23 protein-coding genes and 1 pseudogene are annotated in these 21,181 nt (G+C 68.1%); 6 read left to right on the top strand and 18 right to left on the bottom strand.

What is annotated here, in order from left to right:
- Positions 1–94: pseudogene (locus ACGFSA_RS06005) on the top strand (lytic transglycosylase); the annotation flags it as partial.
- Positions 95–221: 127 nt separating this feature from the next.
- Here the strand turns inward: ACGFSA_RS06005 and ACGFSA_RS06000 are convergent.
- The 3 genes from ACGFSA_RS06000 to ACGFSA_RS05990 all read right to left on the bottom strand — a co-directional run bounded on the left by ACGFSA_RS06000 (position 222) and on the right by ACGFSA_RS05990 (position 3,777).
- Positions 222–1,094, bottom strand: coding sequence for an LLM class F420-dependent oxidoreductase (locus ACGFSA_RS06000; protein WP_393300261.1), 873 nt, complete (start codon positions 1,092–1,094; stop codon positions 222–224).
- Positions 1,095–1,880: 786 nt separating this feature from the next.
- Entirely contained in the window at positions 1,881–2,741 is an 861-nt protein-coding gene (locus ACGFSA_RS05995; protein ID WP_393300259.1) for a hypothetical protein, read from the bottom strand.
- Positions 2,742–2,784: 43 nt separating this feature from the next.
- On the bottom strand, positions 2,785–3,777 hold the full coding sequence (locus tag ACGFSA_RS05990; RefSeq protein WP_393300256.1) for a helix-turn-helix domain-containing protein: 993 nt from the start codon (positions 3,775–3,777) through the stop codon (positions 2,785–2,787).
- Positions 3,778–4,204: 427 nt separating this feature from the next.
- Here ACGFSA_RS05990 and ACGFSA_RS05985 point away from each other — a divergent pair, with 427 nt between their 5' ends.
- Positions 4,205–5,143 (top strand): RimK family alpha-L-glutamate ligase, encoded by a 939-nt coding sequence (locus tag ACGFSA_RS05985; protein WP_393300253.1) that lies wholly within the window; start codon positions 4,205–4,207, stop codon positions 5,141–5,143.
- Entirely contained in the window at positions 5,140–5,970 is an 831-nt protein-coding gene (locus tag ACGFSA_RS05980; RefSeq protein WP_393300250.1) for a RimK family alpha-L-glutamate ligase, read from the top strand. The genes ACGFSA_RS05985 and ACGFSA_RS05980 overlap by 4 nt, the downstream gene beginning before the upstream one ends.
- Here ACGFSA_RS05980 and ACGFSA_RS05975 read toward each other — a convergent pair.
- Positions 5,942–6,439: an ATP-binding protein gene (locus ACGFSA_RS05975; RefSeq protein WP_393300247.1), complete on the bottom strand. Its 498-nt coding sequence runs from the start codon at positions 6,437–6,439 to the stop codon at positions 5,942–5,944. The genes ACGFSA_RS05980 and ACGFSA_RS05975 overlap by 29 nt on opposite strands.
- Positions 6,440–6,744: 305 nt before the next feature.
- Between ACGFSA_RS05975 and ACGFSA_RS05970 the strand changes: the two genes are divergently transcribed.
- From ACGFSA_RS05970 to ACGFSA_RS05960, 3 genes are all read left to right on the top strand, one after another.
- Entirely contained in the window at positions 6,745–7,596 is an 852-nt protein-coding gene (locus ACGFSA_RS05970; protein WP_393300245.1) for a helix-turn-helix domain-containing protein, read from the top strand.
- An 11-nt stretch (positions 7,597–7,607) separates the two neighbouring features.
- Positions 7,608–7,799 (top strand): hypothetical protein, encoded by a 192-nt coding sequence (locus ACGFSA_RS05965; protein WP_393300242.1) that lies wholly within the window; start codon positions 7,608–7,610, stop codon positions 7,797–7,799.
- A 386-nt stretch (positions 7,800–8,185) separates the two neighbouring features.
- Complete coding sequence (locus ACGFSA_RS05960) at positions 8,186–8,614, top strand: VOC family protein (RefSeq protein WP_393300239.1); 429 nt, start codon at positions 8,186–8,188, stop codon at positions 8,612–8,614.
- A gap of 254 nt (positions 8,615–8,868) precedes the next feature.
- On the opposite strand, the gene ACGFSA_RS05955 is transcribed toward ACGFSA_RS05960, so the two are convergent.
- The 14 genes from ACGFSA_RS05955 to ACGFSA_RS05890 form a co-directional block, all read right to left on the bottom strand.
- On the bottom strand, positions 8,869–9,450 hold the full coding sequence (locus tag ACGFSA_RS05955; protein WP_393300304.1) for an OmpA family protein: 582 nt from the start codon (positions 9,448–9,450) through the stop codon (positions 8,869–8,871).
- Positions 9,451–9,527: 77 nt separating this feature from the next.
- Positions 9,528–10,142, bottom strand: coding sequence for a hypothetical protein (locus ACGFSA_RS05950; RefSeq protein ID WP_393300236.1), 615 nt, complete (start codon positions 10,140–10,142; stop codon positions 9,528–9,530).
- Between the two features lie 31 nt (positions 10,143–10,173).
- A complete protein-coding gene (locus ACGFSA_RS05945) occupies positions 10,174–10,788 on the bottom strand; it encodes a pilus assembly protein TadG-related protein (protein WP_393300233.1) in 615 nt (204 codons plus the stop codon).
- Positions 10,788–11,018, bottom strand: a complete 231-nt coding sequence (locus tag ACGFSA_RS05940) for a hypothetical protein (RefSeq protein WP_393300230.1) — start codon at positions 11,016–11,018, stop codon at positions 10,788–10,790. The genes ACGFSA_RS05945 and ACGFSA_RS05940 overlap by 1 nt, the downstream gene beginning before the upstream one ends.
- Before the next feature lie 221 nt (positions 11,019–11,239).
- Positions 11,240–12,334: a response regulator gene (locus ACGFSA_RS05935; protein ID WP_393300227.1), complete on the bottom strand. Its 1,095-nt coding sequence runs from the start codon at positions 12,332–12,334 to the stop codon at positions 11,240–11,242.
- A 51-nt stretch (positions 12,335–12,385) separates the two neighbouring features.
- Complete coding sequence (locus ACGFSA_RS05930) at positions 12,386–13,702, bottom strand: sensor histidine kinase (RefSeq protein WP_393300224.1); 1,317 nt, start codon at positions 13,700–13,702, stop codon at positions 12,386–12,388.
- Between the two features lie 50 nt (positions 13,703–13,752).
- Positions 13,753–14,640: a DUF5936 domain-containing protein gene (locus ACGFSA_RS05925; RefSeq protein WP_393300301.1), complete on the bottom strand. Its 888-nt coding sequence runs from the start codon at positions 14,638–14,640 to the stop codon at positions 13,753–13,755.
- 14 nt (positions 14,641–14,654) lie between these two features.
- Positions 14,655–15,593, bottom strand: coding sequence for a type II secretion system F family protein (locus tag ACGFSA_RS05920; RefSeq protein WP_393300221.1), 939 nt, complete (start codon positions 15,591–15,593; stop codon positions 14,655–14,657).
- An 11-nt stretch (positions 15,594–15,604) separates the two neighbouring features.
- Positions 15,605–16,942, bottom strand: coding sequence for a CpaF family protein (locus ACGFSA_RS05915; RefSeq protein ID WP_393300218.1), 1,338 nt, complete (start codon positions 16,940–16,942; stop codon positions 15,605–15,607).
- 64 nt (positions 16,943–17,006) lie between these two features.
- A complete protein-coding gene (locus ACGFSA_RS05910) occupies positions 17,007–17,393 on the bottom strand; it encodes a TadE/TadG family type IV pilus assembly protein (RefSeq protein ID WP_393300215.1) in 387 nt (128 codons plus the stop codon).
- A 3-nt stretch (positions 17,394–17,396) separates the two neighbouring features.
- A complete protein-coding gene (locus ACGFSA_RS05905; RefSeq protein ID WP_393300212.1) occupies positions 17,397–17,867 on the bottom strand; it encodes a TadE family protein in 471 nt (156 codons plus the stop codon).
- 3 nt (positions 17,868–17,870) lie between these two features.
- Positions 17,871–19,157 (bottom strand): CpaE family protein, encoded by a 1,287-nt coding sequence (locus tag ACGFSA_RS05900; protein ID WP_393300209.1) that lies wholly within the window; start codon positions 19,155–19,157, stop codon positions 17,871–17,873.
- Positions 19,158–19,164: 7 nt separating this feature from the next.
- Positions 19,165–19,872 carry a Flp pilus assembly protein CpaB gene (gene cpaB / locus ACGFSA_RS05895; protein ID WP_393300206.1) on the bottom strand — a complete coding sequence of 236 codons (708 nt, stop codon included), beginning with the start codon at positions 19,870–19,872 and terminating at the stop codon, positions 19,165–19,167.
- A gap of 222 nt (positions 19,873–20,094) precedes the next feature.
- Positions 20,095–20,961: a hypothetical protein gene (locus ACGFSA_RS05890; protein WP_393300203.1), complete on the bottom strand. Its 867-nt coding sequence runs from the start codon at positions 20,959–20,961 to the stop codon at positions 20,095–20,097.
- Positions 20,962–21,181: the final 220 nt, after the last annotated feature.

Here is a 21,181-nt window from a genome sequence, read left to right as displayed (position 1 = left end):
GAACATCTACGACCCGGTCGCCAACATCACCGCCGCCGCCAACTACGCCGCCCACCGCTACGGCTCCATCGACCACGTCAACTCGGCCTACTGACAAGACGTGCCGGTGTGCGGCCGAACCCGGCCGGAACATGCGCCGGGCCCGGCCTTACGGACCCGCCCCCAGGTTGACCGGTCGATCCTGGAACGGGTGACCCCGAGGCCGGCCGCGTCACCGGGCTCTACTGGCCGATCGTGGCGAGCCTGGGCACGATGCGCGCGACGAGCTGTTCGGCGAAGCTGACCGGGTGCCGGTCCGGCAGCACCTGGACCGCGCTGATGCCGAGCTCCGCGTACGCCTCGACGTCGGCGAGAAACGCATCGGTCTCGTCCAGGACCGGCCTGCTGAACATCAGGGTCTTCTCGATGGCGTCGTAGTCGCGCCCCACCGCCGCGCAGTGCTCCCGCAGAACGTCGAGCTTGTGGGCCACCTCGTCGACGTCGGTGGCGAACAGGTTGCACGCGTCCGCGTACCGGGCGACCAGCCGCAGCGTCTTCTTCTCGCCCCCGCCGCCGATCATGATCGGCGGCCGCTCCCCGATCGGCTCCGGCACGCAGAGCGTCTCGGCCAGCTTGTAGTGCCGCCCCTCGTACGGACCGTCGTCCTCGCTCCACATCTGCAGACAGATCTGGAGCGTCTCCTCGAGCCGCTCGAACCGCTCCGCCACCGGGACGACCGGCACCCCGAGCCCGCACTGCTCCCGCTCGTACCAGGAGGCACCGAGCCCGAGCACCGCCCGGCCGCCGGAGAGCACGTCGAGACTGGTGACGATCTTCGCGAGCAGGCCGGGGTGGCGGTACATCACGCCCGAGACCATCAGCCCGAGCGTCATCCGCTGGGTCAGCGCGGCCACGTACCCGAGGGTCGTATACCCCTCCAGCATCGGTTCGTCGGCCGCGCTCTGCGGGGTGTCCATCTGGAAGTAGTGGTCCATCACCGTGAACGACGCGACCCCGCCCTGGTCGGCGATCCGCGCCGACTCGGCGAGCGTGGGCGCGATGAGCGCGGGGTCGGCCGGCTGCGAGTAGTTCCAGTAGTGCAGACCGAGCTTCACGTCCACTCCTCCACGCCGGACACCTTCGGCAACCCTGTGCAGTCCTCGTCATGTTAGGCGCATCCGGCCGTACAGGCATGGCCTGTACGGCCGGACGGGTGCCGAGGCCAGGGTGACAGCCGACGACGGCCTTGCCGAACCGGGTGCCGTCAGCCCGCTGCCCGGCCCGACCGGATGTCGGCGGATCGATCCTCACCCGTTCGGGACCACCGACGGTGCGAATGGGTCCCTCCGTGTGCGTGGACTTCGGGGGGTGCACAGGCTGGCAGATCCTGGAGCCAGTGATCCATGATGAGGGACGATGATCGTATCGGTGGTGTCGATGCCGCAAGGGATCGTTGCCCGTACACACGTGTCGGAGGCACGTGAGCGTCTCGCGGCGTCCCGTTTCCCGCTCGTGGTCATCGAGCTGCCGAGGAGGCATCGCCCGACGAACAGCCGATCGCGCACGAGCTGGGCCTGGAAGCCGAGGACTTGACGTGGCTCGGCAGAGAAGGCGAATCCGTGCGGGCCGAGTTCCTCTACGTGCTGCACCGCACCCGCCTCTGGCGGAAGCTGCGCGACGACGGTCCCGGTGACCGATGACCCGGTCCACCAGCAGCCCCGCGGAGCCGGCAGCAAGCCGCACCGGCCCCGGACCGCCGTCGGGCCGTGGCACGGACGCCGTGGACGGGGCAGGGTCAGTTTCCGGGGCCGTAACCGGGGTCCGGGTGCTGGCGGGGTTGTCTTCCAGTACCCACAGGGTGGCCAGAAGTGGAGAACACCGGTGGGCCTCGGCGAGACGGGCTAATCCTCGGGGAAGATGTCGGCGGCAGTGGTGGCGGTGACGGCGCGGCTGAGCCACGGGTGCATGACCTGAGGGTCGTCGCAGCCGGTGATCCGCTCGCGGACCTCGTCGGGGACGTCGACACCGCGCTGTTCGAGGATTGCAAGAATGGCGTACGCGAGGCCTTCAACGCGGCCTTCGTCCCGGATTTCTTCCGAGAGGGACGACTTGTAGAAAGAAAGATCCACGGCCACCAGGTTCCTCCACTGTTGTGCGGCCGGGCGGTTACCCAGGCCCTGTGCGGTGAGTTCGACGATGGGGTCGGCGATTGCCTCCGGTGCGTCCCGCAGAGCGGCGGACAGGGTTTTCAGTATGACACCGATGTCCGGATCGCAGGCGTGTGTGATCGCGGCCAGTGTGGCGAGCGCCAGGTCCTTGCGGGCCTTGGCCACGTCGGTGATCACCGGCATGTTGTGTGGTCCCGCGACGAGGGGGCGCAGGGTGAGCGCCGGCCATTGCCGGGGGCCGACGGGAAACGGGCGGGATGCCCATTCGGCGGTGGCTCGGTCCTGGCAGACGACCAGCAACAGGGGCGGCAGCCGGTACTTCGTGTGCAGAAAGGACAGGTAGTACGCCCAGCTGGCGGGCTTGTCCGGGTCCTTCTTGCCCTGGGCCTCGATGGCGAGGAGGAAGGTCTCGTCGTCCTGTGTGTCGATGCGCAGCAGGGTGTCGACGCGGCGTTCGACGGGCCGGGCCTCGGTGAGAACGGTGGCCGAGGCGGGCGGGGCGAACGCGACGCCGAGTACGTCGGAGACGCGGGAGAACAGACCCGGGTACTCCTGGAAGATGCGGTGCATCGCCTCGTGGGGCGAGCTGACCATGGGGTTCCCTTTGATCGCGGCGGGTGGGGTGGTGGCGTTCGCGTCAGGCGGCTTCCGGTACAGCCGTACGACAGTCGCGGCAACGGCCGGGTTCGGGAGCGCGGAACAGGCGGTCGCATCCGCCGCAGTCCTGGAGGGGGTGCGGCCGTGGTGCGGATACGGGGGTGGGCGCCGCCGGGAGCGGGGGTGGCAGGTGGGTGATGAGGCGGTGGGCGAGGAGGCCTGCCGGTTGTCTGAGGGGCTCGGGTAGGTCAGTGGTGAGGGTGTGGCGTACGGCGTCGGGGTGGGCGTCGCGTTCGAGCCAGGCGGCTACGGCAGGAGCGAGGCGGTGGATGTCGTTCTCGGCCAGGAGCAGGCGGGGTTCATGGCGGCGCAGGTCGGCCAGGACAGCGACGGCCGCGCGGTGACGGTCCAGGTCGGGCACCTGCGGCTGGGGCAGCGGCGGGCGCGGGTGTGCCCGCGGCTGCGGTGCGGGGGTGAGGGCGGAGGCCTCCGCGTTCGGCCGGGGTTCGGGCGCGGGGGTGGGCTCCGGCATCGGGGGCTGGGCGGGTGCCGGTGACGGTGCGGGAGTCGGTGGCATCGTCGCGGCCGGGTGCCTGGAGGCCGTGTGGCTGGGGCTGAGCTCGGGCCCGGGCTGCGGCTTGGGCGCTGCGGTGCGGGCGGCGTCGGAGCTCGGCTGGTTGTACAAGACCGTGCAGGTGACGGCCTGGCCGCTGGGGAGCCGTTCCCGGGTGCGCCGCACGTAGCCGTGGGCCTCGAGTTCGCGCAGGGCGGCGGCGATGCGGGGCTCGCTCTCCGGGAAGCGGTCGGCGAGGAACCTGATGCCGATCTTGGCTCCGGTGGGCAGCGACTGGATGTGTGCGGCAAGACCGATCGCCGTGAGGGACAGCTCACGATGCTGGGTGAGGTGATTGCCGACAACCGTGAAGCGGCTGGTGTGCCGGGAGTTGATGTGCACGACACCGGACGGCGGTGTGACGCTCCCGCGTACGCGGGACGGAGCGCGCGAGGGCGCGGTAATCTGCTGGCTATCCATCGGGAAGCTCCGAACTTCCTTGATGGTCAGGCCCTCGATCAGGATTCCCGTCCTGGCCGGGGGCCGTCACATGTCTGGGGTTGTTTGTCGCGGCGAGCATATGCCGACCAACCGGGCCGAAATCCAGCTGAATTGGCCAATCTCACCCGCGCGAGTGACGGGAGCAGTGTGGTTGGGAAGGGAGTTTTCCCCGGGGGTGCTGTAAAGACCTTTGCGTCGTGCGTCGCCGCGTCGTCGTCCACCGCGTCGAAGGAGTCCGGGTCGTGGAGAACCGCGACCCGGTGGCGGCGGCCGCGAGGACACAGAGAAGTTGGCGGCGCTTCAGGAGTAGTCCGGCCTCCCTGGCCGCAGAACGGTTCATGACATCCTGTGACGTCACAGGATGCCGAACGGTAAGGGCAGGCGTCCGGGGTCGCGGGGAAGATCGATGAAGCTCTGCTTTCTGGTGGAGGAGCAATACCGCCACGACGGCATGCCGGTTGAGGTGATCCGTCAACTGGTCTCCTGGGGGCACCAGGTGGACGTGCTGCGGCCGGGCGGTTCCCTGCTGCGCATGACTGAGGCGGTGCAGGCGAGCACCCATGACGCGTGGGTTCTCAAGACGGTCTCCGGCGGCCCAGGGCTCACCTTGCTCGAAGCCGCGGCCTCGGGCGGGATGACGACGGTCAACGACGCCCGGTCGATACGAGGTGTACGGGACAAGGCGCTGGCAGCAGCTATCGGTCGCAGCCGTGGGCTTCCTCTGCCGCCGACCTACGCGGCGGCGCGGCCTGAGCTGCTGGCCGAGATTCCGGCGTCGGAGTACCCACTGGTGGTCAAGCCCGCCGACGGCAGCTCGGGGCGGGCCGTGCACCTGGTGCCGTCGCCGGACCGGCTCGCCACGGTGATCCCCGAACTGGCGGGAGAGGGAATGCTCATCGCCCAGCCGTACGTGACCAACTCGGGCACCGACGTCAAGGTGTACAGCGTCGGCGGCGAACTGTACGCGACCGAACGCCGCTCCCCGCTCCACCCGGACCACTCGGTGCGGGAACGCCGCGTGCCGCTGTCGGCCGAGGTGGCCGCGATAGCTGCCCAGGTCGGGGTGGTCTACGGCCTCGATCTTTATGGTGTGGACGTGGTGCTGGGGCCGGACGGCCCCGTGGTCGTCGATGTGAACGACTTCCCCAGCTTCCGTCAGGTCCCAGACGCGGCGGCGCGGGTGGCACGAGCCGTGCTCGGGCTGGCCCGCGCAGGCCAGGCGTCCGGCGCGGCCGAGCCGGCCTCCGCCCGTCCGCCGGAACAGCGCGACGCGGCCGGCGGGACGCCGTTGACACTCCGCCCACACCTGGTGCAGGTTCCCGTGGCGGCGGGCAAGAACGTATGAGAATCGTCCTGGTCACGCCCGATCCCGGTCATCCGCTGCTGGTCGACACCGCCGCCCTGCTCACCCCCGGGCATCACGTGGAGACGCTGGACCCGAGAACGGTGGCAGAAGTCCCCGAGCCGCTCGCCGGCGTCTACCTGCTGAAGTCGCGTACGCCGCGTGCCCTGGCTCTCGCCCGCGCCCTGGAGCAGCGCGGCGCCCGAGTGGTGAACTCGGCTGCGGCGACCGCGCTGTGCCAGGACCGCACAGCGATGGCGGAACATGCCCGGCGGGCCGGCCTCCCGTTCGCGGCCACCCGCACCTACACCACACTCGCTCAACTGGCGTCCGGCCCACCGCTCCCCGGCCCAGTGGTGGTCAAGAGCCGGCACAGCCGAAGGCACGACCTGGTGGCTCGCCTCGACAGCGACACACAACTGCGGGAGCTCGCCGCCACATGGCCACAGGAGCCGGTCGTGGTCCAGGAGTTCGCACCGAACAGCGGCTGGGACCATAAACTGTGGGCGATCGGAGACCAGCTGTTCGCCGCCCTGCGTCGTTCCGAACTCTCGCCCGAGGGGCGGGGCCCCACACTGCCGCTCGCCCCCGATGACCTGCCGCCCGGCTGGCCCGCCCTGGTGCGCCGGGTCGGCGAGGTCTTCGCACTGGACGTCTACGGCGTGGACATCATCGACACGGGCGACGGCGCCCCGCTGATCGTGGACATCAACGCCTTCCCCGGAGTCCGGGGTCAGTCCGGCGCCCCGGAGGCCCTGGCGGCACTGGCCCTGTCGGAACGGGTCTGTCAGAACGGGCCTGTCAGCGCGGCAGCACCACCCAGGACTTGATGCCTGCGTGCGGTGGCAGCGCGTCGCTGACGTCCCACTCCCCGCCCCAGTCGTCCACGGCCGCCGCCAGCAGCCACAGCGCCCGTCTGCGCCGCGCCTCGCAGAGCGCGACGGCGTCCGGGTCGCAGTGGCGCGGGTGCTGGTCCCAGACGACGACCCGGAGGGCGTTGTCCCGGTGCCGTACGGAGACGTAGAGCTCCCGGCCCGGGGTCATGGTCGTGGTGACACCGACCAGTTCGCCCAGCACGAGCGCGGCCGGCCAGATGTAGGCAGTGAGCCCGTAGGCCCGCAGCGAGGCGGTGACCGCGTTGCGCCCGATCGCCGCGCTCCGCGGATCGCCGGGAAGAGTGAGGCTGAGCGCGAGCCCCCGCTCGGCGCGGCGCTTCGGATACGGGGGCGAATGCGGGTACGGGGCGGGCGAGGGCTCCTCGGTGGCTACCGGGCAGAGCGCGGCGCGCGGAGATTGCATGACTGACTCCCCTTGTACGGGTGACGAGTTGGCGGTCTCTTTCGCGTCGATGCGCACAGATGGCTCCAGCGCTGCGGGATGAGCAGTGGCTTGTCTCCCTGGCACGGGCTGCCCCTCCCAGGGCAGGAGGTTGCGGGCAGGACCGCGCGATGCACTTCCGGCCCATCGCAGCGTGAGCAGTGCGTTACCCAATGTAGAGGGGCGAGGGTAAAATAACCCCTCCCTGGTGGGAAATGAACCCTTTCGTGGTCGAGTCGCACGTACAGGCGGCAGACTGCCCGTGACCGCACGCGGAAAGGAACGGCATGGCAGCAAGGACGTCTCCTACCGAGCGCCAGAAGCGACTTGGGGCCGAACTGCGGAGAATGCGCACGGCGGCTGATGTATCAGCCGAGTTCGCGGCCGGCTTGCTCGGCATGGACCGCGGGAAGATCTCGAACATCGAGTCCGGAGCGCGCCCAATCAGTCCCGACCGCCTGCGCACACTGGCCTGCAACTGCGAATGCACGGACGATAAGTACATCGATGCGCTCATCGAGATGGCCCAGCCGCGCAGTCGCGGTTGGTGGGAGAAGTACCGTGGCACTCTGCCCCAAGGACTGCTTGATATCGCCGAGTTGGAGGCACACTCCCTACGCATGCAGGCTGCCTATTCCATGCACATCCCGGGCCTTCTTCAGACTACGGACCACGCCCTGGCACTGTTCCGCGTCGTGATCCCCCAGCTGCCGGAGCGCGAGATCGCGCTCCGGCTGGCTCACCGGGTGGAGCGCCAGGAGGTCCTGGACGGGGAGACGCCGCCGCCGTATACCGGCATCGTCCACGAGGCCGCGCTTCGTATGCAGTTCGGCGGCCGTGACGTAGCCCGCGCCCAACTCCATCACCTGCTGAAGAAGTCCGAGCAATCGAACGTGACGCTGCTGGTCATTCCATTCGAAGCGGGGGCATTCCCTGGGGCAGGCCAGACGGTCTTTTATGCGGAGGGGATCGTGCCGCAACTCGACACGGTACAGATCGACAGCTCGCACGGACCGGTATTCGTCTATTCGGATGCGCAGCTGGCGAAGTACCGGGCCCACCTGGACTGGATGGAAGGAATCGCCCTGCCGCCGAGCGAGTCGCGGGATTTCATCCACACCATCGCACGCCAACTCTGAGGGGATGACCGATGTCTGACGTCAACTGGGAAGACCCGTTCTGCGGCGAGGGGAACTCCTGCTATCGGATAGGAACCGACGCACAGGGCAACAGCTACATCGCTCTCGTCGGCCAGGAGGACCAGTACCTCACCGACAGCCGCGAGGCGCTTCAGCAGATGATCCGCGACATCAAGGCCGGCAAGGCGGACCACCTCCTGTAACGCCGCAGGGCCCGGCTCCGCGACGTGATCGCGGAGCCGGGCCCTTGTAGGATCTCGCGGCTCGCGGCATAGGGAACAGCTCTGACCAGTGGGTTTCTGAGCTGTCTCAGCTCCTGTCCACGTACCTGTGTCTCAGTTCCGTGGCATTTCTTCAGGGCCGGCTCGGATGGCCGATGGATCAACGAAGTCGGGCTGTGATGCTCCGCCGGGCGCCGTCCCAGACTTCGTCGAACTCCCCTTGGGTGAGCTGCTCCGGATCGTGGCCTTCCCACTCCGAAACAGGAAGCTCCGCGGTGAGTCCGTACTCCTGACGCAAGGCGCTCGACCTGCGCGGCGATGACACCCTGGGGGTTTCGCTGAGCAGGACGCGCCAATATGGTGGCCCTGTGATGTCGATCAAGAAGTTCCAAGTCACCTTCGACTGCGCAGAACCTGAGCGCCTCGCTCGTTTCTGGTGCGAGGTGTTGGGGTACGTCGTACCGCCGCCACCGGAGGGGTTTGCCACTTGGGACGAATTCAAGCGCTCGCAGCCACCTGAGCAGCGGGATTCATGGTTCGCCTGCAGTGATCCTTCAGGTGTGGGCCCGCGACTGTACTTCCAGCGCGTCCCCGAAGGGAAGGCCGCCAAGAACCGGCTGCATCTTGACGTGCGGGTCGGCACCGGACTGGTAGGTGAAGAGCGCCTCGCCGCACTTGAGGCCGAGTGCGCACGACTGGTCCCGCTCGGCGCGGTACACGTGCGAACGCTGTATGACGGCAACGATTCGTGCATTCCGATGCAGGACATTGAGGGCAACGAGTTCTGTATCGACTGAGGGGCCGCGAACGTTCCCTCGTTCGGTCATTTCCCGCAGAGCGGTGTAGTGGCGCGGCAGCGTCTGACGCCCCCGCTGGTCAGCGGCTTGGTGCCCGCGGGCGCGGGACGGACCACTGTTCTCATCACCCGAATAGGTGACGCTCCGACCTGCGAGTCTCACGGCGGCGGCATAAGTGCCGCCGCCGTGCAGTTCCCGCTGAGATTATGCAGCGAGTTTTGAGACCCTACAGGCCCTTTGCCTACGCGGATGGGTCAGGAAGCGCTGCCGCGCGGGAAGGAGACCTCCACGCGCCGGTTCTTCTTCCGGCCCTCTTCCGTGCTGTTGTCGGCGATCGGGTACTGCTCACCGTAACCGCGGATCTCGAAGGTAATCGTCGATCCGAGCGACTGAACCAGCACGCCGTGCACCGCATCAGCACGCTGCTTGGACAGGACGTCACCGTGCGCGGATGACCCGAGATTGTCGGTGAAGCCGAAGACGCGCACCTTGGTCGCGTTCTGCTTCTTGATCTCGGCCGCGACCGCCGCGATACGGGACTTGGCCGCCGCGCTCAGCTTCGCGCTGTCCTTGCCGAAGAGGACCTCGGCCTGGAGCGCGAACTTGACGCTGGCGTTGCTGTCCTCGCGGCGCTCCTCGCCGCCCTGGTCCTCGACGACCTGGATGATGTCGAGGACTTTGGCCGGGGCGAGTGTGGCCCCCTCGGCCATCTTGAGGTCAGGGTCGTTGCCGTCCACCTGGACGGGCGGCACCGATGACGCCTCGGTGCCGGGCGGCACGCTGGGGCCGTCGTCGGCAACCGCCTGCGAGGCACCCAGGACGGTGACACTGGCCATCAGCAGGGTGGCCGCGATGGCGTGTCCCGCGAGGCGCGGTGGCCTGCGGAGGATACGGATGTGGGTCATGTCGGCCATCACCCGGAGATCTTCAGCGAGGTGGTGGCGAAGGTCGGCAACATGAAGTCGACCTCAGTTGTGGTACTGGGCGGCGCAGGGAACTGCATGAACACGGGAGTCGACTTACCCGGCTGAAGCGGCAGGATTCCTGTCGTGCACAGGCATCGGTTATCGGTGTCCCGCAGGACGTAGTAGCGCTTCTTCCCGACCTTGTCGATCAGTGCGGCGCCAGCGACCGAGTTGTTGTTCCTACCCACAATTGCCTCTTCAGAACCGCCCCAGCCTCCAGTCGGTTTGGGCGTATCGCTCTCGTTCTTGATTTCACCCTGCACAGTGACAAAACCACCGGAGTCACGCTTCACCTGATTGATGGTAAGCGTGACTCCGTCCTGTCCCCTGGCCTCGGCAAGCTTCACATTCGGGTCCACGTTGTCCCCGGCAGCGGTGTCTTCCTGTTGCGCGCCCTTGTCCCCGTCGGAGGACTTGGAAGGCGTGGAGGACGACGAGGAACCGGTGTCCTTCGTCTTTCCGCCGTCGTCAGCACCGCACCCGGTGACGGCCAGGGCAAGTGCCGCTGTCAGCGAGACAGCTGCCACAACCCTTCGGGACTTGGTGGTGCGCCGAATGCTCATGGGTTCTGATTCCTTTAGTCGTCGTTCGCTGTCAGTCGTCGATCAGGTGGACGTCGAAGAGAATCTTGCTCACCTCGGACCAGGGCGGGGGGCTGCTCGGCCTGATTTCGACCATGCCACCCTTGTCGCAGCTGAAGAAGTAGATGTCCTCGACGCTGTCGTCGTTGAAGTCCGCGGAATGCCACGAGCACCGGAATTGGATGACCGCAGTGGCATGTTGCCTTGCCGTCGTCTTGTTCGAACCAGGAATCACCGGCGAGTCCACCGTCTTGCGGCTCTCGGTCTTAACCGTGACCATGTCGCGTGAACCGCCCGGCCGCACCTGGCAGTCAATGGCATCTGCCTTGTTGGCCGTGGCGAGCCTCTGTGCCTCGGCGCACGGCATCCCCGGAGAAACTCCATGACCCGCCAGGAACACGGGCAGCAGTCGCTCGGGCAGCGCCGCGAGGAACTGGGATTCCAGGTCCTCACGAACCTGCCGAGCCGCAGCCAGTGCGGCGGCGTCCGCCGCACCCTGGGCCCCATTACGCAAAGCCGCAGCCTTGCCGACAGCAAAGAACGCCACAGCGAGAAAGAGCAGGCCCGCCACCATCACTACATAGATGGGGAAGGCCTGCCCTGAATCGCGGCGTCGACGACCAATCATCAGCCCGCGGTGATCGAGGTCACGAGGCTGGAGATCCGGGTCGAGATCGCACCACCGATACCCGTCGCCACGATCGCACCGATGATCGCCACGACCACCAGGATGATGCCCAGGTACTCGAAGGCCGTCTGGCCGCGGTCCTTGGCCTCGTAACGCTTCTGGATCTTGCTGACGGCGGTGTTGGCCCAGCCGTTGACGCGGACGGCGGTCTTCAGGGTGATGTTCGACATGGTGTTCCCCTCCGGGTTCGGCCGACCGGTAGCCGGCCGACTCGCACGTTTCTCTGGTGCCACCCGCGGTACCGGCTTCCTCCTGGCCGGTCCCGCTGGCGACATGAGAAACATACGGCCGCGTACCCTGCCCTCCAGAGGGTCCCAGGGCCCATTCCCGGGCCCAAAGGGGGAGTTGGGTCCCGCTCTCCGTACCGCTGTCCGACGCCCGGATCTCCGTCTCAGCCACGGCCACCAGTCCCCCGCGCGCCGGACCCGCCCGCTGGGGCCGTGCCGAGCCAGCGGGCGATCGCCTCGCTGCGACTGCCGCTGTGGAGCTTGGTGAAGATGCGGTTGATGTGGTTCTTGACCGTCTTCTCGCTGATGAAGCAGGTGGCGGCGATCTGCTGATTGCTCATGCCGGACGCGATCAGCTCCATGACCTCCACCTCCCGCGAACTCAGCCCGTACTGCTGTCTGTTGGGTGCCGATCCCGGCGTCCCGGTCAGTGAAGACTGTGCCACACCTGATTGCAGATGCGAAAGACCTTGAGTGGATCGGACCGGTTGCGCCGCAGGTGGAACCATTTCGGGACCGGAGCCATGTGCATGCGCACCGTTCTGCTGCATCACGCCCGCGGGGTGTCCGTCGTATCCGGACCTCGGCTGAGGAACGCCCGTGGTCAGCGCCGTTCCCAGCCCTTCCGGAAGGGGTTGCCCCTGTGGTCCCGTTCCCTGCCGCATATGGGCCAGGAGCGCGTTCGCCGCGGTCGCGGTGAAGTGGGCGCGGCCGCTCTTGGTGTCCCGTACCGCTTGCACCAGTTGGTCCGCCGTGAACTCGCCGTGCACCAGATAGCCACCGGCGCCCAGCCGCAGCGCCTCGTGGACGATCTCGCTCTCGCGGCTGTAGGTCAGCATCATGACGGGGGCCACCCGTACGAGGTGGGGCAGGGCCGAGATGCCGTCGACGCCCGGCATGCGGACGTCGAGCAGGACGACGTCCGGGCGGTGCTGCACGGCCATGTCGTAGGCCTGGCGGCCGTCCGCGGCCTCCGCCACGACGTCGATGTCCTCGCGGCCGGAGAGCAGGACGCCCAGGCCGGCCCGGACCACGGGGTTGTCGTCGGCGACGACGACCCGCAGGGGGCTGGGGAGAGCCATGGGCGGGGCTGCGGGGAAGGAAGGTGTGACCTCGGATGCCGCGGGCTGCTGGGGAATGGGGAACCCGGAGGAGCTGAGCTCCGAGTTGAGCGGGGTGAGGTGCGAGGACGTGTGCTGGGAGGTGTGGTTCTGTGCCGCCCAGCTCTGGCCCGAAGCGCGGGAGACATCATCCGGCATTCTGCGACCTCCTCTCAGGATCTATGGGGGGTGGGGGTGGGGTGGAACGGGTCAGTTCACTTGCTGTGTTTCCGGACCGGCGGCGAGAGCGGCCACCGGGAGTTCCAGGCGTACTTCGGTGCCCTTGGCCGCCTTGCCCTTGCCGATGCGGATACGGGCACCGATGGACGCGGCGCGTTCGACCATGCCGACGAGACCGAAGTGACCGGCGCGCCTGAGGTCGTCGAGCGTCGTGCCCGGGGGCAGGCCGCGCCCGTCGTCGTACACGCTGACGCGCAGGACATCGCCCTTCACGCCTGCGAGCACGACGAGATAGGTGGGGTGGGCATGGCGATGGGCGTTCTCCATCGCTTCGGAGGCGACCGTGAGCAGCTGGCGGGCGACCACCTGCGGCACGGACGGGACCGGGGCCTCGTTGAGCATCCGGAAGGTGGCAGTGAGTCCGCGGCGGTGGGTGAAGTCATCCGCGCGGGCGCGGAGCTCGCTGACGACGTCCACTCCCCCGTCGAGTCCGGACTCGCGGCGCAGGTCGGAGAGGAGTTCCCGCGATTCCGCCGCCGCCCGGCGGGCGGACCGGGCGACCAGTTCGGCCTGGTGCTTGACGGTGAGCGGATCCATCCGGTCGGAAGAGCCGGCCAGACCGTCGGCGGCCAGCGCCAGACCGTGCAGGGTCTTGGCCACCGAGTCGTGCATCTCCCGGGCGAGCCGGGTGCGCTCGCCCTCCACCGCCTCGTTCACCGCGAGCCGTGCCCTGGTCTCGGTGAGCGCCTGGCTGGCCGTGCCGAAGCGGAGGAGCAGATTGCGCAGGGTGACCCCGACGGCGCCCGCGATCACGCAGAAGCCGGGGAGGAGGAAGGCTGTCGCGTCGGCGGGCTCCAGCTTCGGGTCGGTGGCGTACACGCCGAAGACGATCACCGTCTGGAGTGCTGCGAAGACTGCCGCGCCCCGCCAGCCGTAGACGAGTCCGGCGAGCAGCGGGGTGCACACGGTGACATACGCGAGGGTGGACTCGGGCGTGGCGGTAATCAGCAGCAGGGCGCCGAACAGTGCGTCTATGCCGAGCAGCCAGGGGTGGCGGAGCAGAACAGGGCCGAAGCGCTCCCAGTCCCGGAAGAGGACGTACGAGCCCATGAAGGTGACGAGGATCGCCGAGCCGATCAGCCAGGTGGCCGGTCCCGGCTCCGTGTGCGCGATCGCGAACGGGGTTGCCATACCGATCATGGCGAGCCGGAACCCGAAGACCTGCCGGCACATCGCCTGGAGCGCGTTGAGCTGGATCGCGAACGCCGGGCGCGGCCCGGGGTCGGCGATCGCCTGGCGTACGTCCGACGCCAGTCCCGTCTGCGCGCTGCCGAGTGGGAACGACATGTGCCTGTCACCTCCTCCGTGGATCGTGGTCATCGGCTCCGCTGTCCATGTCATCCGCCCGTGAGGAAGCTGAAGTCGACGTTGGCTCCGTAGACGAACCCGACCGTCAGCAGCACAAGCGTCCCGGGGAGCAGGAAGGAGGTGACCGCGAAGGTCGCCTTGGGGACGGCCCTGGCCGCCTTCCGGCGGGCGTTCTGGGCGTCCGTGCGCCGCATGTCGTTGGCGATCTGGATCAGCGTCTCGACGATCGGCGCACCGAGCTCCTCGCCCTGCTGGAGCGTGGTCACGAACATCGCGACCTGTTCCGAGTCGTTACGCTTACGCAGCTGCTCGAACGCCTCGCGGCGGCTGACCCCCATGTCCATCTGGCGCAGCGTGATGCGGAGTTCGTCGGCCCACGGGCCCTCGTACTTCTCCGCGACGCGCCCCAGCGCCTGGCGGAAGCCGAGGCCCGCGGAGACGACGACGGCAAGGACGTCGAGGAAGTCGGGGAGCGTCCGGTCGATATGGTCGCGTCGGACGCGGACCGCCGCCCAGATGCCGACCTCGACCCAGAACAGGCCGAAGGCGATCAGCAGAATGGCGAGGAAGAGCTGCCCGCGCATCAACATCGTGAGCGCGCCGAACGCGCCGAGGGCGCCGTAGACGAAGCGGCGGGCGGCGTAGCGGTCGATGGTCAGACCGCCCGGGTTGCCCGCCATATCGATCTGGCGACGCTTCTTGTTGACCGCCTTGGGGCCCATCATCCGCAGCACCATGGGGGCCCAGCGCATGCCCATCCGGTCGATGCCGGAACCGACCGCGGTGGTGCGGGTGGCGCCGACCTCCAGGGCGATCGCGAGGTCGCTGGGGAGCTTCGCGTCGCGCCGGTACATGCGGATACCGGCGATGATTCCGTACACCGCCAGTCCCATGACACCGGCGAGCAGCAGGTTCATGTGCGCCCCGCCCATCAGACGTCGATCCGGGACAGGCGGCGGATCACGATGAATCCGATCGCGTACAGGGCGATGGAGATGACCACCGCGACCTGGCCGATGAGGGCACCGGTCATGCGGTCGAGCGCGCCGGGCATCACCGCGTTCATCAGAAGCATGGCGCCCAGGCCGAAGGCAGGGACCGCGTAGGCGGTGACCGTCACCTGGGAGAGCTGGGTCTTGACCTCGCGCCTGGTCTCCTTGCGCTCCTCCAGCGTCTCGGTGAGGTTGCGCAGGGAGCTGACGACCGTACCGCCGGCCCGGTTGGACAGCACGAGGGTCGTCACGAGGACGACGAGTTCGCGGGAGGGCAGCCGGTCGGTGACTTCACTCAAGGCATCGTCGAGGGATTCCCCGACGGCGAGGCGGCGGGCGACCCGGGCCAGTTCCTCGCCCGCCGGGTCCTCCATCTCGTCCGCCGCCATGCTGATGGACGTCCGCAGGGCGAGGCCGGCCTGGGTGGCGTTGGCGAGGATGCGGGCGAGTTCGGGGAGCTGGTTGATGAAGCGTTCCGTGCGCTTGGTCCGCTGCCAGTTCAGGAAGGCGTTGGTGCCCCACAGCCCGATGAGGGCCGCGACCGGGCCGAAGAAGCTGGCGAGGATCGACGAGGCGATCATCCACAGTCCGGCCATGGCGGCGAGCGCGTAGACGAAGAACTCGCCGGGCGTGATCTCGAGACCGGTGGCCGCCAGTTTCAGTTCGAGCTTGCGGCCCAGACCGGTCTTGCGCAGCCTGCGGTCGACACCCCGGAAGCGGCGGTGGCGCCCCGCCTCGGGGATCTGGCCGGTGTGCGACAGCCGGTCGACCAGCGCGTCCCGGTCGGCCTTGCCGCCGGTGTAGGCGTGCAGGCCCATGACGCCCGTCACGCCGCAGAGCAGCGTGACGCCGATCGTGAGAAGAGGAAGATTTGTCATGGCACAGGTACCTAGTTGGCCTCTCGGGTGGCGAGCTGTTCGGCGGACGCGGCGACTCCGAAGGCCTGCGGGATGGGCTGGCTGGCCATGTAGAGACGGTCGGCGATCTTGCGCGGGATCGGGAGGTACTGGAACTCGCCGTAGATCCGCCCGTCGGCGGCCATCGGCTGGGCGTTGAACCGGGCGACGGTCACGATGCGGTAGGGATCGCGGCCGTGCGAGTCGAGGACGGCGATCTCGGTGACCTTGCGGGAACCGTCGGCGTGCCGGGTGAGCTGGACGATGACGTCGACGGCGCTGTTGATCTGGTCGTGCAGTGCCTCGAACGGGATCTTGATCTCGGACATCGACGCCAGGGTCTGCAGACGCATGAGCGCGTCCTCGGCGTTGTTGGCGTGGACGGTGGCGAGCGAGCCGTCGTGACCGGTCGACATCGCCTGCAGCATGTCCAGCGACTCGCCGCCACGGACCTCACCGACGACGATCCGGTCGGGGCGCATACGCAGGGAGTTGCGGACCAGGTCACGAATGGTGATCTGGCCCTTCCCCTCGACGTTCGCCGGGCGGGACTCGAGCCGGATCACATGGCTCTGCTGGAGCTGGAGCTCGGCGGAGTCCTCGATGGTGACGATGCGCTCGCTGTCCGGGATGAGCCCGGAGAGCGCGTTGAGCAAGGTCGTCTTACCCGTGCCGGTGGCGCCGGAGACGATGACGTTGAGCTTGGCCTGGACGAGCCCGGAGAGCAGGATCAGCATCTGCTCGTCGAGCGAGCCGACGTTGATCATCTCCTGGAGCGTGAACGCCCTCGGGAACCGTCGGATGGTGAGCGTCGCACCGGACAGAGAGAGCGGCGGGATGATCACGTTGACACGCTCGCCGCTGGGCAGGCGGGCGTCGACCATCGGATTCGACTCGTCCACCCGGCGGTTGACGGTGGACACGATGCGCTCGATGGTCTGCATCAGCTGCTCGTGCGAACCGAAGCGCATCGGGAGCTGCTCGACCTTGCCGCTGCGCTCGACGAAGATCTGGTCAGGCCCGTTCACCATGATTTCGGTGATGGACGCGTCTTCCAGGAGCGGTTCCAGAATGCCGAGACCGAGGGCCTCGTCGACGACCCGGCGGATCAACTGGGTGCGTTCGACGGTCGAGAGGACCGGCCCCTCACGGCTGATGATGTGGCTGAGGACGCGCTCCAGCCTGGCTCGCCGGTCTGCTGCGGCGAGCGAGGACATCTCCGCCAGGTCGATCTCTTCGAGCAGCTTGGCGCGGTAGGTGGCGACCATGTGGCCGTCCTCCCGCGCCCCGCTTTGCTTCTCGGGGGCGGTGACGCGTGCCCGCAGACTCATGTCCGTAACTCCTCGTTCTGGCTTACCGGTGGGGCCTCAGCCGTACGTGCGGGGCGCTGTGGGGTCAGGTGCGGGGCATCGTGGAGCTCCGTTCGGCCCAGCCCCAGATGTCGACGCCGGGAATGATGCGGGGCACCTTGACGCGGACGGTGCAGGTGACCTCGTCGAAGGAGGGCTTCGCCCTGAAGCGGGCCCTGTTCGCGGTCCAGTCGCTCATCGCGTCCCTGCCCGCCCCCGCGCAGTCGGACCCGCTGGCGGACATGCTGGACAGGCGGGCTCCCGCACGGGCGCCGGTGCCCGCCTGGTTGGCGGCGTACGCGGCAACGCCCATCTGGATCGCGAGGAGGCCGACCAGGAGCAGCAGGGGGATGAAGCCCATGTACTCGATGGCGACCTGACCCCGGTCGCGGCGGCGGGTGGTGCGTGCGGGTGTGTGCGTGCGTGTGTTCATCGCTCAGCCCTCCAGCGGTGCGGCGGCGTTGCCGGTGACGTGGAAGGGCCAGTTCAGGACGCCGGGCACCAGGACCGGCACCTTGAGCTTGACCTCGGCCTTGTACATGTCGGACGAGGAGCGGCACGTCGTCCTGGACTTCTCCCGCCATGCCTTCGGAAGGTGCTCGGTGGCGACCTGCCTGCATGCCTGTGCGCGCAGACCGCCGGAGATGGCGCCCTTGTGGGCGGCCTCGTCCGCCGAGTTCCCCGCCAGGGAGAACGTGTAACCGATCAGCGCGCACTGCCACAGTGCAATCATCAGCAGGATGATCAGCGGTGTGACGCCCAGGAACTCGATGGCGGTCTGACCGCGGTCACGGTCCCGCCCCGTCACGCGGCAGCCGTCGTGCTCACGGTCGGCTGTGCGGTAACGCCGTCCCCGTACTCCCTGTGTTTCCCGTATCTCCGGGCCGTTCATCTCGGTGGTCGTCATGGCTCAACGTGCCTCCTCGGTCGTCGCACGGCCCCCGGTGTCACCGTCGCGCCGTCTGCGCGGGCGCCCGATCGAGCCTCGGTCGTTCTTGAACTTGCCGCGCCTGTCCGCGTTTTCGGGGACCTTCACGATCCCCAGCTCTCCGGCCAGGCCCCACAGCGCCTGCTTCACCGTGCTCTTGGCATCGAGTTCATGCATCCGCCCCGCGTCGACGGCGCCCTGGAGCTCCTTGAAGTTCGCGGGGACGGCCGTGTTCGCCATCCGGGTCCCGGTGATCTTCTCGATCAGCGGGGGCTGGATCTCGGTGTTGCGGATGAACCGGTTGACGAGGGTGAGCGTCTCCTCCGCCTTGCGGATCTGCAGCCGCTCCCACATCCGTACGGTGCGCTTCGCGCCGCGCACCGCGATCACGTCCGGGGTGGTGACGAGCAGCGCCGTGTCCGCCATTTCGATGGCCGCCGCGCTCGCGCCCTGGAGCTGGCTGCCGCAGTCGATGACCACGACCTCGTACCGCGACCGCAGGGCGCTGACGATCTGGCGGGCGGACCGGTCGCTGACCTCCTCGCCGCGTTCGCCCTCGCCGGGCGCCAGCAGCAGGGCGAGGCCGGAGCTGTGGCTGAACACGGCGTCGGACAGGACGCGGGGAGAGATGTCGGTGATCGCCGCCAGGTCGACGACGGAGCGCCGGAACTGCACATCGAGGTACGAGGCGATGTCACCGGCCTGGAGGTCCATGTCGACGAGAGCGACCGTACGGCCCGACGTCTGGGAGGCCAGGGCGAGCTGGACCGCGGTGACGGTGGCGCCCACACCGCCCTTGGCGCCGCTGACCGTGACGACCGTGCCGCCGGGACCGGTGAAGACATCGCCTCCGGTGCCCAGGTGGCGGCGTACTCCGACCGACCACTGGGCGGCGGACTGGACCCGGTTGACCAGTTCCTCGTAACTCAGCGGCAGGGTGACCAGGCCGCGGGCGCCGGACTCCATTGCCGCGGCGAACAGGCTGGGGCTGGCGTCGGCGGTGATCAGCACGACCCCGATGGCGGGGAAGCGCAGCGAGACCTCCCGGATCAGTTCCAGAGCCGGCACCGGGCCGATCCGCTCATGGACCAGCACGACCTCGGGCAGTTCGTCGAGCGACTCGCCCGCGAGCCGGGCGAGGGTGTCGATCAGCTGCGTCGAGTCGCCGACGGGAGCCCCTGGCTCGGCGTCGGGGAGCTGGCTGAGCAGGGTGGTGACGGATCTGGCCGCGTCGGCGTCGCCGACTGCCGGGAGGATCCTCGTGGTCATTCGATCCTCACTTGTCCTTGTCGAGCGTGTAGGTGCGGTCGCCCGGGCGGATGGTGCTGTCGCTGCCGGAGGCGACGAGCGCGAGGCGTACGTGCTCCGCGAAGGACTCGGCATAGGCGATGCGCTGGGTGTCGAGCGTGTTGAGCGCGAAGGTGATCGGGACGGCCTCGGTGCCCATGTTGGACTTGCCGTCGCGGTTCGGCTCCAGGGCGGTCAGCTTGCCGACGTCCAGGACCTTGGCGTTGGAGACGATGACCTTCGACTGGGAGTGGTCGCCGTCCTTCTCCCCGGCGAAGGTGGCATAGATGTTGACCGTCGCACCGGGGGTGATCTTGCCGGCGACACCGGTAGCGGCGTCGATCATGATGGCGATCTCCTGCTCACCGGGCTGCAGTTCGGGGCGCTTCTGCATCATGTCCGACTGGAGCAGCGAGCCTTCGCGCAGCTGGGTGACGGCTATCTTGCCGTCGACCTCGGCGAGGTCGGTCACGGCGTTGGCCGAGAGCCAGCGCTTCGGCATCGTGATCTTTTTGAACTGCCCGGCGGACAGCGCCGTGTAGGGGGCGACGTTGGACTTCACCTGGTAGGCGGAGACCTCGGGTCCGACCTTCGAGTTGACGTCGCTGATCACCGAGAGCACCCCGGCGAAGGCGCCGAAGGCGCACAGGACCGACAGGAGCAGGAGTATCACGCCGCGGCGCTGGCGGGAGTTCATGGGCCGGACAACCTCGTTCGTATCGGATGCGTGGGGCAGCGGACAGAAGGATGTGCGGGAAATCGTTTTATGTCTGAATCTGCGTCTGTATCTGCGCGTAGACCTGTCCATGGGCCCTGTGTGCAGATTGACCGGGATGGCATATGACAGGGAGTGGGGCGCAGGAGCGGTGGTCGGGGAGCGGTACGTGGATATATGCGGCCGTGGAGGAGTCCGGGCGCGCTAGGAACCCGGTGGTGCAGGTGCCCCCTGGCTGAGGACACCGCTGGAAGCCAAGCGGTTCTCGGGAGCGTGAAGCGGTGACGTACAGAATGCGCAACGGTCCCCGATGAGCTCCATTCCGCACCAGCGGCAGATCTCCCGCCTTACCGATGCGACGAGTTGGTACAGCACGGAGATGTCCGGAAGGTAAGCGGCGAATTCCACCAGCTTTCCGGTCCCCCACCAGCCGGGGGAATCGGAAGGCAGGGCGGCCTCGTGAATGGCCTGGACCTTCCATGCAGGAGCCAAGGTCTGTTGCACCCATTCGGACTGCGACTGCCCCTTGGCGACCAGCAGATCCGCGGCGAATTCGGGGCCGTCCAGAGGTTTGACGGTCGGGCCGACCTTGATGAGCTGCGGGTTCGGGCCCGCGAGGACGGCGAACTGGGAGCCCGGAACCCAGGACCTGGCGTGCGTCTTCAGGCTGACCGGGACCCGGTCCAGCTTGGTGACGGAGTTCAACAGGGCGCCGGCGTGGATGTAGTGGGGCAGCAGCCGGGCGGCGGACGCCACCACCCCCGGGCTGAAGTCGCAGATCGACAACTGACGCAACTGACGCACCAGTACGGCGATGCCCAACGGTGGCAGATCCACCTTGAGCAGGGCGATCCGGTCACTCTCCAGGACCGATCTGACGGAGTGCATCCTGCGCTCATGGGCGATCGGCAGGTTGGCCGCGTAGATGGCGACGACATACCCGTGCTGCTCCAGCAGCACATGCATGTCGCCGATCGCCTGGTCCATGGTCTGGTCTTCCGGAGCCCGGAGTAAAGCGGCTGTCGGTGTCTGCTGGTCGGTCGACGGCAGCACGAGATCAGCACTGGTCACTGTTATTGCGGTCGGCACGCTGGTTCCCCGTTCGGCTCCGGCCGTTGTCGTGACGACAACGGCCGCAATCGCTCCTGCTCCGTGCTTCTGCGTCAGCACTTTATCCACGTCTTACCAGCCAGAGAACACCTTTCGGAGGCCAGTACGACAAGGTGTGCGCGGCGCGGGGGTGACTCGCGCGCAACACGTCGGTGCGAAATCGGACGAAACCAAGACTCGT

Source organism: Streptomyces sp. NPDC048496 (assembly GCF_043200055.1).
GTDB lineage: Bacteria > Actinomycetota > Actinomycetes > Streptomycetales > Streptomycetaceae > Streptomyces.
This window is presented reverse-complemented; position numbering and strand designations above follow the sequence as displayed.

Excerpts from the sequence above, each read along its gene's own strand:
- ACGFSA_RS05950 (WP_393300236.1), bottom strand. The coding sequence starts at position 10,142 with ATGAGCATTCGGCGCACCACCAAGTCCCGAAGGGTTGTGGCAGCTGTC.
- ACGFSA_RS05940 (WP_393300230.1), bottom strand. The coding sequence starts at position 11,018 with ATGTCGAACATCACCCTGAAGACCGCCGTCCGCGTCAACGGCTGGGCC.
- cpaB (WP_393300206.1), bottom strand. The coding sequence starts at position 19,872 with ATGAACTCCCGCCAGCGCCGCGGCGTGATACTCCTGCTCCTGTCGGTC.
- ACGFSA_RS05975 (WP_393300247.1), bottom strand. The coding sequence starts at position 6,439 with ATGCAATCTCCGCGCGCCGCGCTCTGCCCGGTAGCCACCGAGGAGCCC.
- ACGFSA_RS05925 (WP_393300301.1), bottom strand. The coding sequence starts at position 14,640 with ATGAACCTGCTGCTCGCCGGTGTCATGGGACTGGCGGTGTACGGAATC.
- ACGFSA_RS05945 (WP_393300233.1), bottom strand. The coding sequence starts at position 10,788 with ATGATTGGTCGTCGACGCCGCGATTCAGGGCAGGCCTTCCCCATCTAT.
- ACGFSA_RS05915 (WP_393300218.1), bottom strand. The coding sequence starts at position 16,942 with ATGAGTCTGCGGGCACGCGTCACCGCCCCCGAGAAGCAAAGCGGGGCG.
- ACGFSA_RS05995 (WP_393300259.1), bottom strand. The coding sequence starts at position 2,741 with ATGGTCAGCTCGCCCCACGAGGCGATGCACCGCATCTTCCAGGAGTAC.
- ACGFSA_RS05930 (WP_393300224.1), bottom strand. The coding sequence starts at position 13,702 with ATGTCGTTCCCACTCGGCAGCGCGCAGACGGGACTGGCGTCGGACGTA.
- ACGFSA_RS05985 (WP_393300253.1), top strand. The coding sequence starts at position 4,205 with ATGAAGCTCTGCTTTCTGGTGGAGGAGCAATACCGCCACGACGGCATG.
- ACGFSA_RS05980 (WP_393300250.1), top strand. The coding sequence starts at position 5,140 with ATGAGAATCGTCCTGGTCACGCCCGATCCCGGTCATCCGCTGCTGGTC.
- ACGFSA_RS05935 (WP_393300227.1), bottom strand. The coding sequence starts at position 12,334 with ATGCCGGATGATGTCTCCCGCGCTTCGGGCCAGAGCTGGGCGGCACAG.
- ACGFSA_RS05970 (WP_393300245.1), top strand. The coding sequence starts at position 6,745 with ATGGCAGCAAGGACGTCTCCTACCGAGCGCCAGAAGCGACTTGGGGCC.
- ACGFSA_RS05905 (WP_393300212.1), bottom strand. The coding sequence starts at position 17,867 with ATGACGACCACCGAGATGAACGGCCCGGAGATACGGGAAACACAGGGA.
- ACGFSA_RS05955 (WP_393300304.1), bottom strand. The coding sequence starts at position 9,450 with ATGGCCAGTGTCACCGTCCTGGGTGCCTCGCAGGCGGTTGCCGACGAC.
- ACGFSA_RS05920 (WP_393300221.1), bottom strand. The coding sequence starts at position 15,593 with ATGACAAATCTTCCTCTTCTCACGATCGGCGTCACGCTGCTCTGCGGC.
- ACGFSA_RS05965 (WP_393300242.1), top strand. The coding sequence starts at position 7,608 with ATGTCTGACGTCAACTGGGAAGACCCGTTCTGCGGCGAGGGGAACTCC.
- ACGFSA_RS05900 (WP_393300209.1), bottom strand. The coding sequence starts at position 19,157 with ATGACCACGAGGATCCTCCCGGCAGTCGGCGACGCCGACGCGGCCAGA.
- ACGFSA_RS05990 (WP_393300256.1), bottom strand. The coding sequence starts at position 3,777 with ATGGATAGCCAGCAGATTACCGCGCCCTCGCGCGCTCCGTCCCGCGTA.
- ACGFSA_RS05910 (WP_393300215.1), bottom strand. The coding sequence starts at position 17,393 with ATGAACACACGCACGCACACACCCGCACGCACCACCCGCCGCCGCGAC.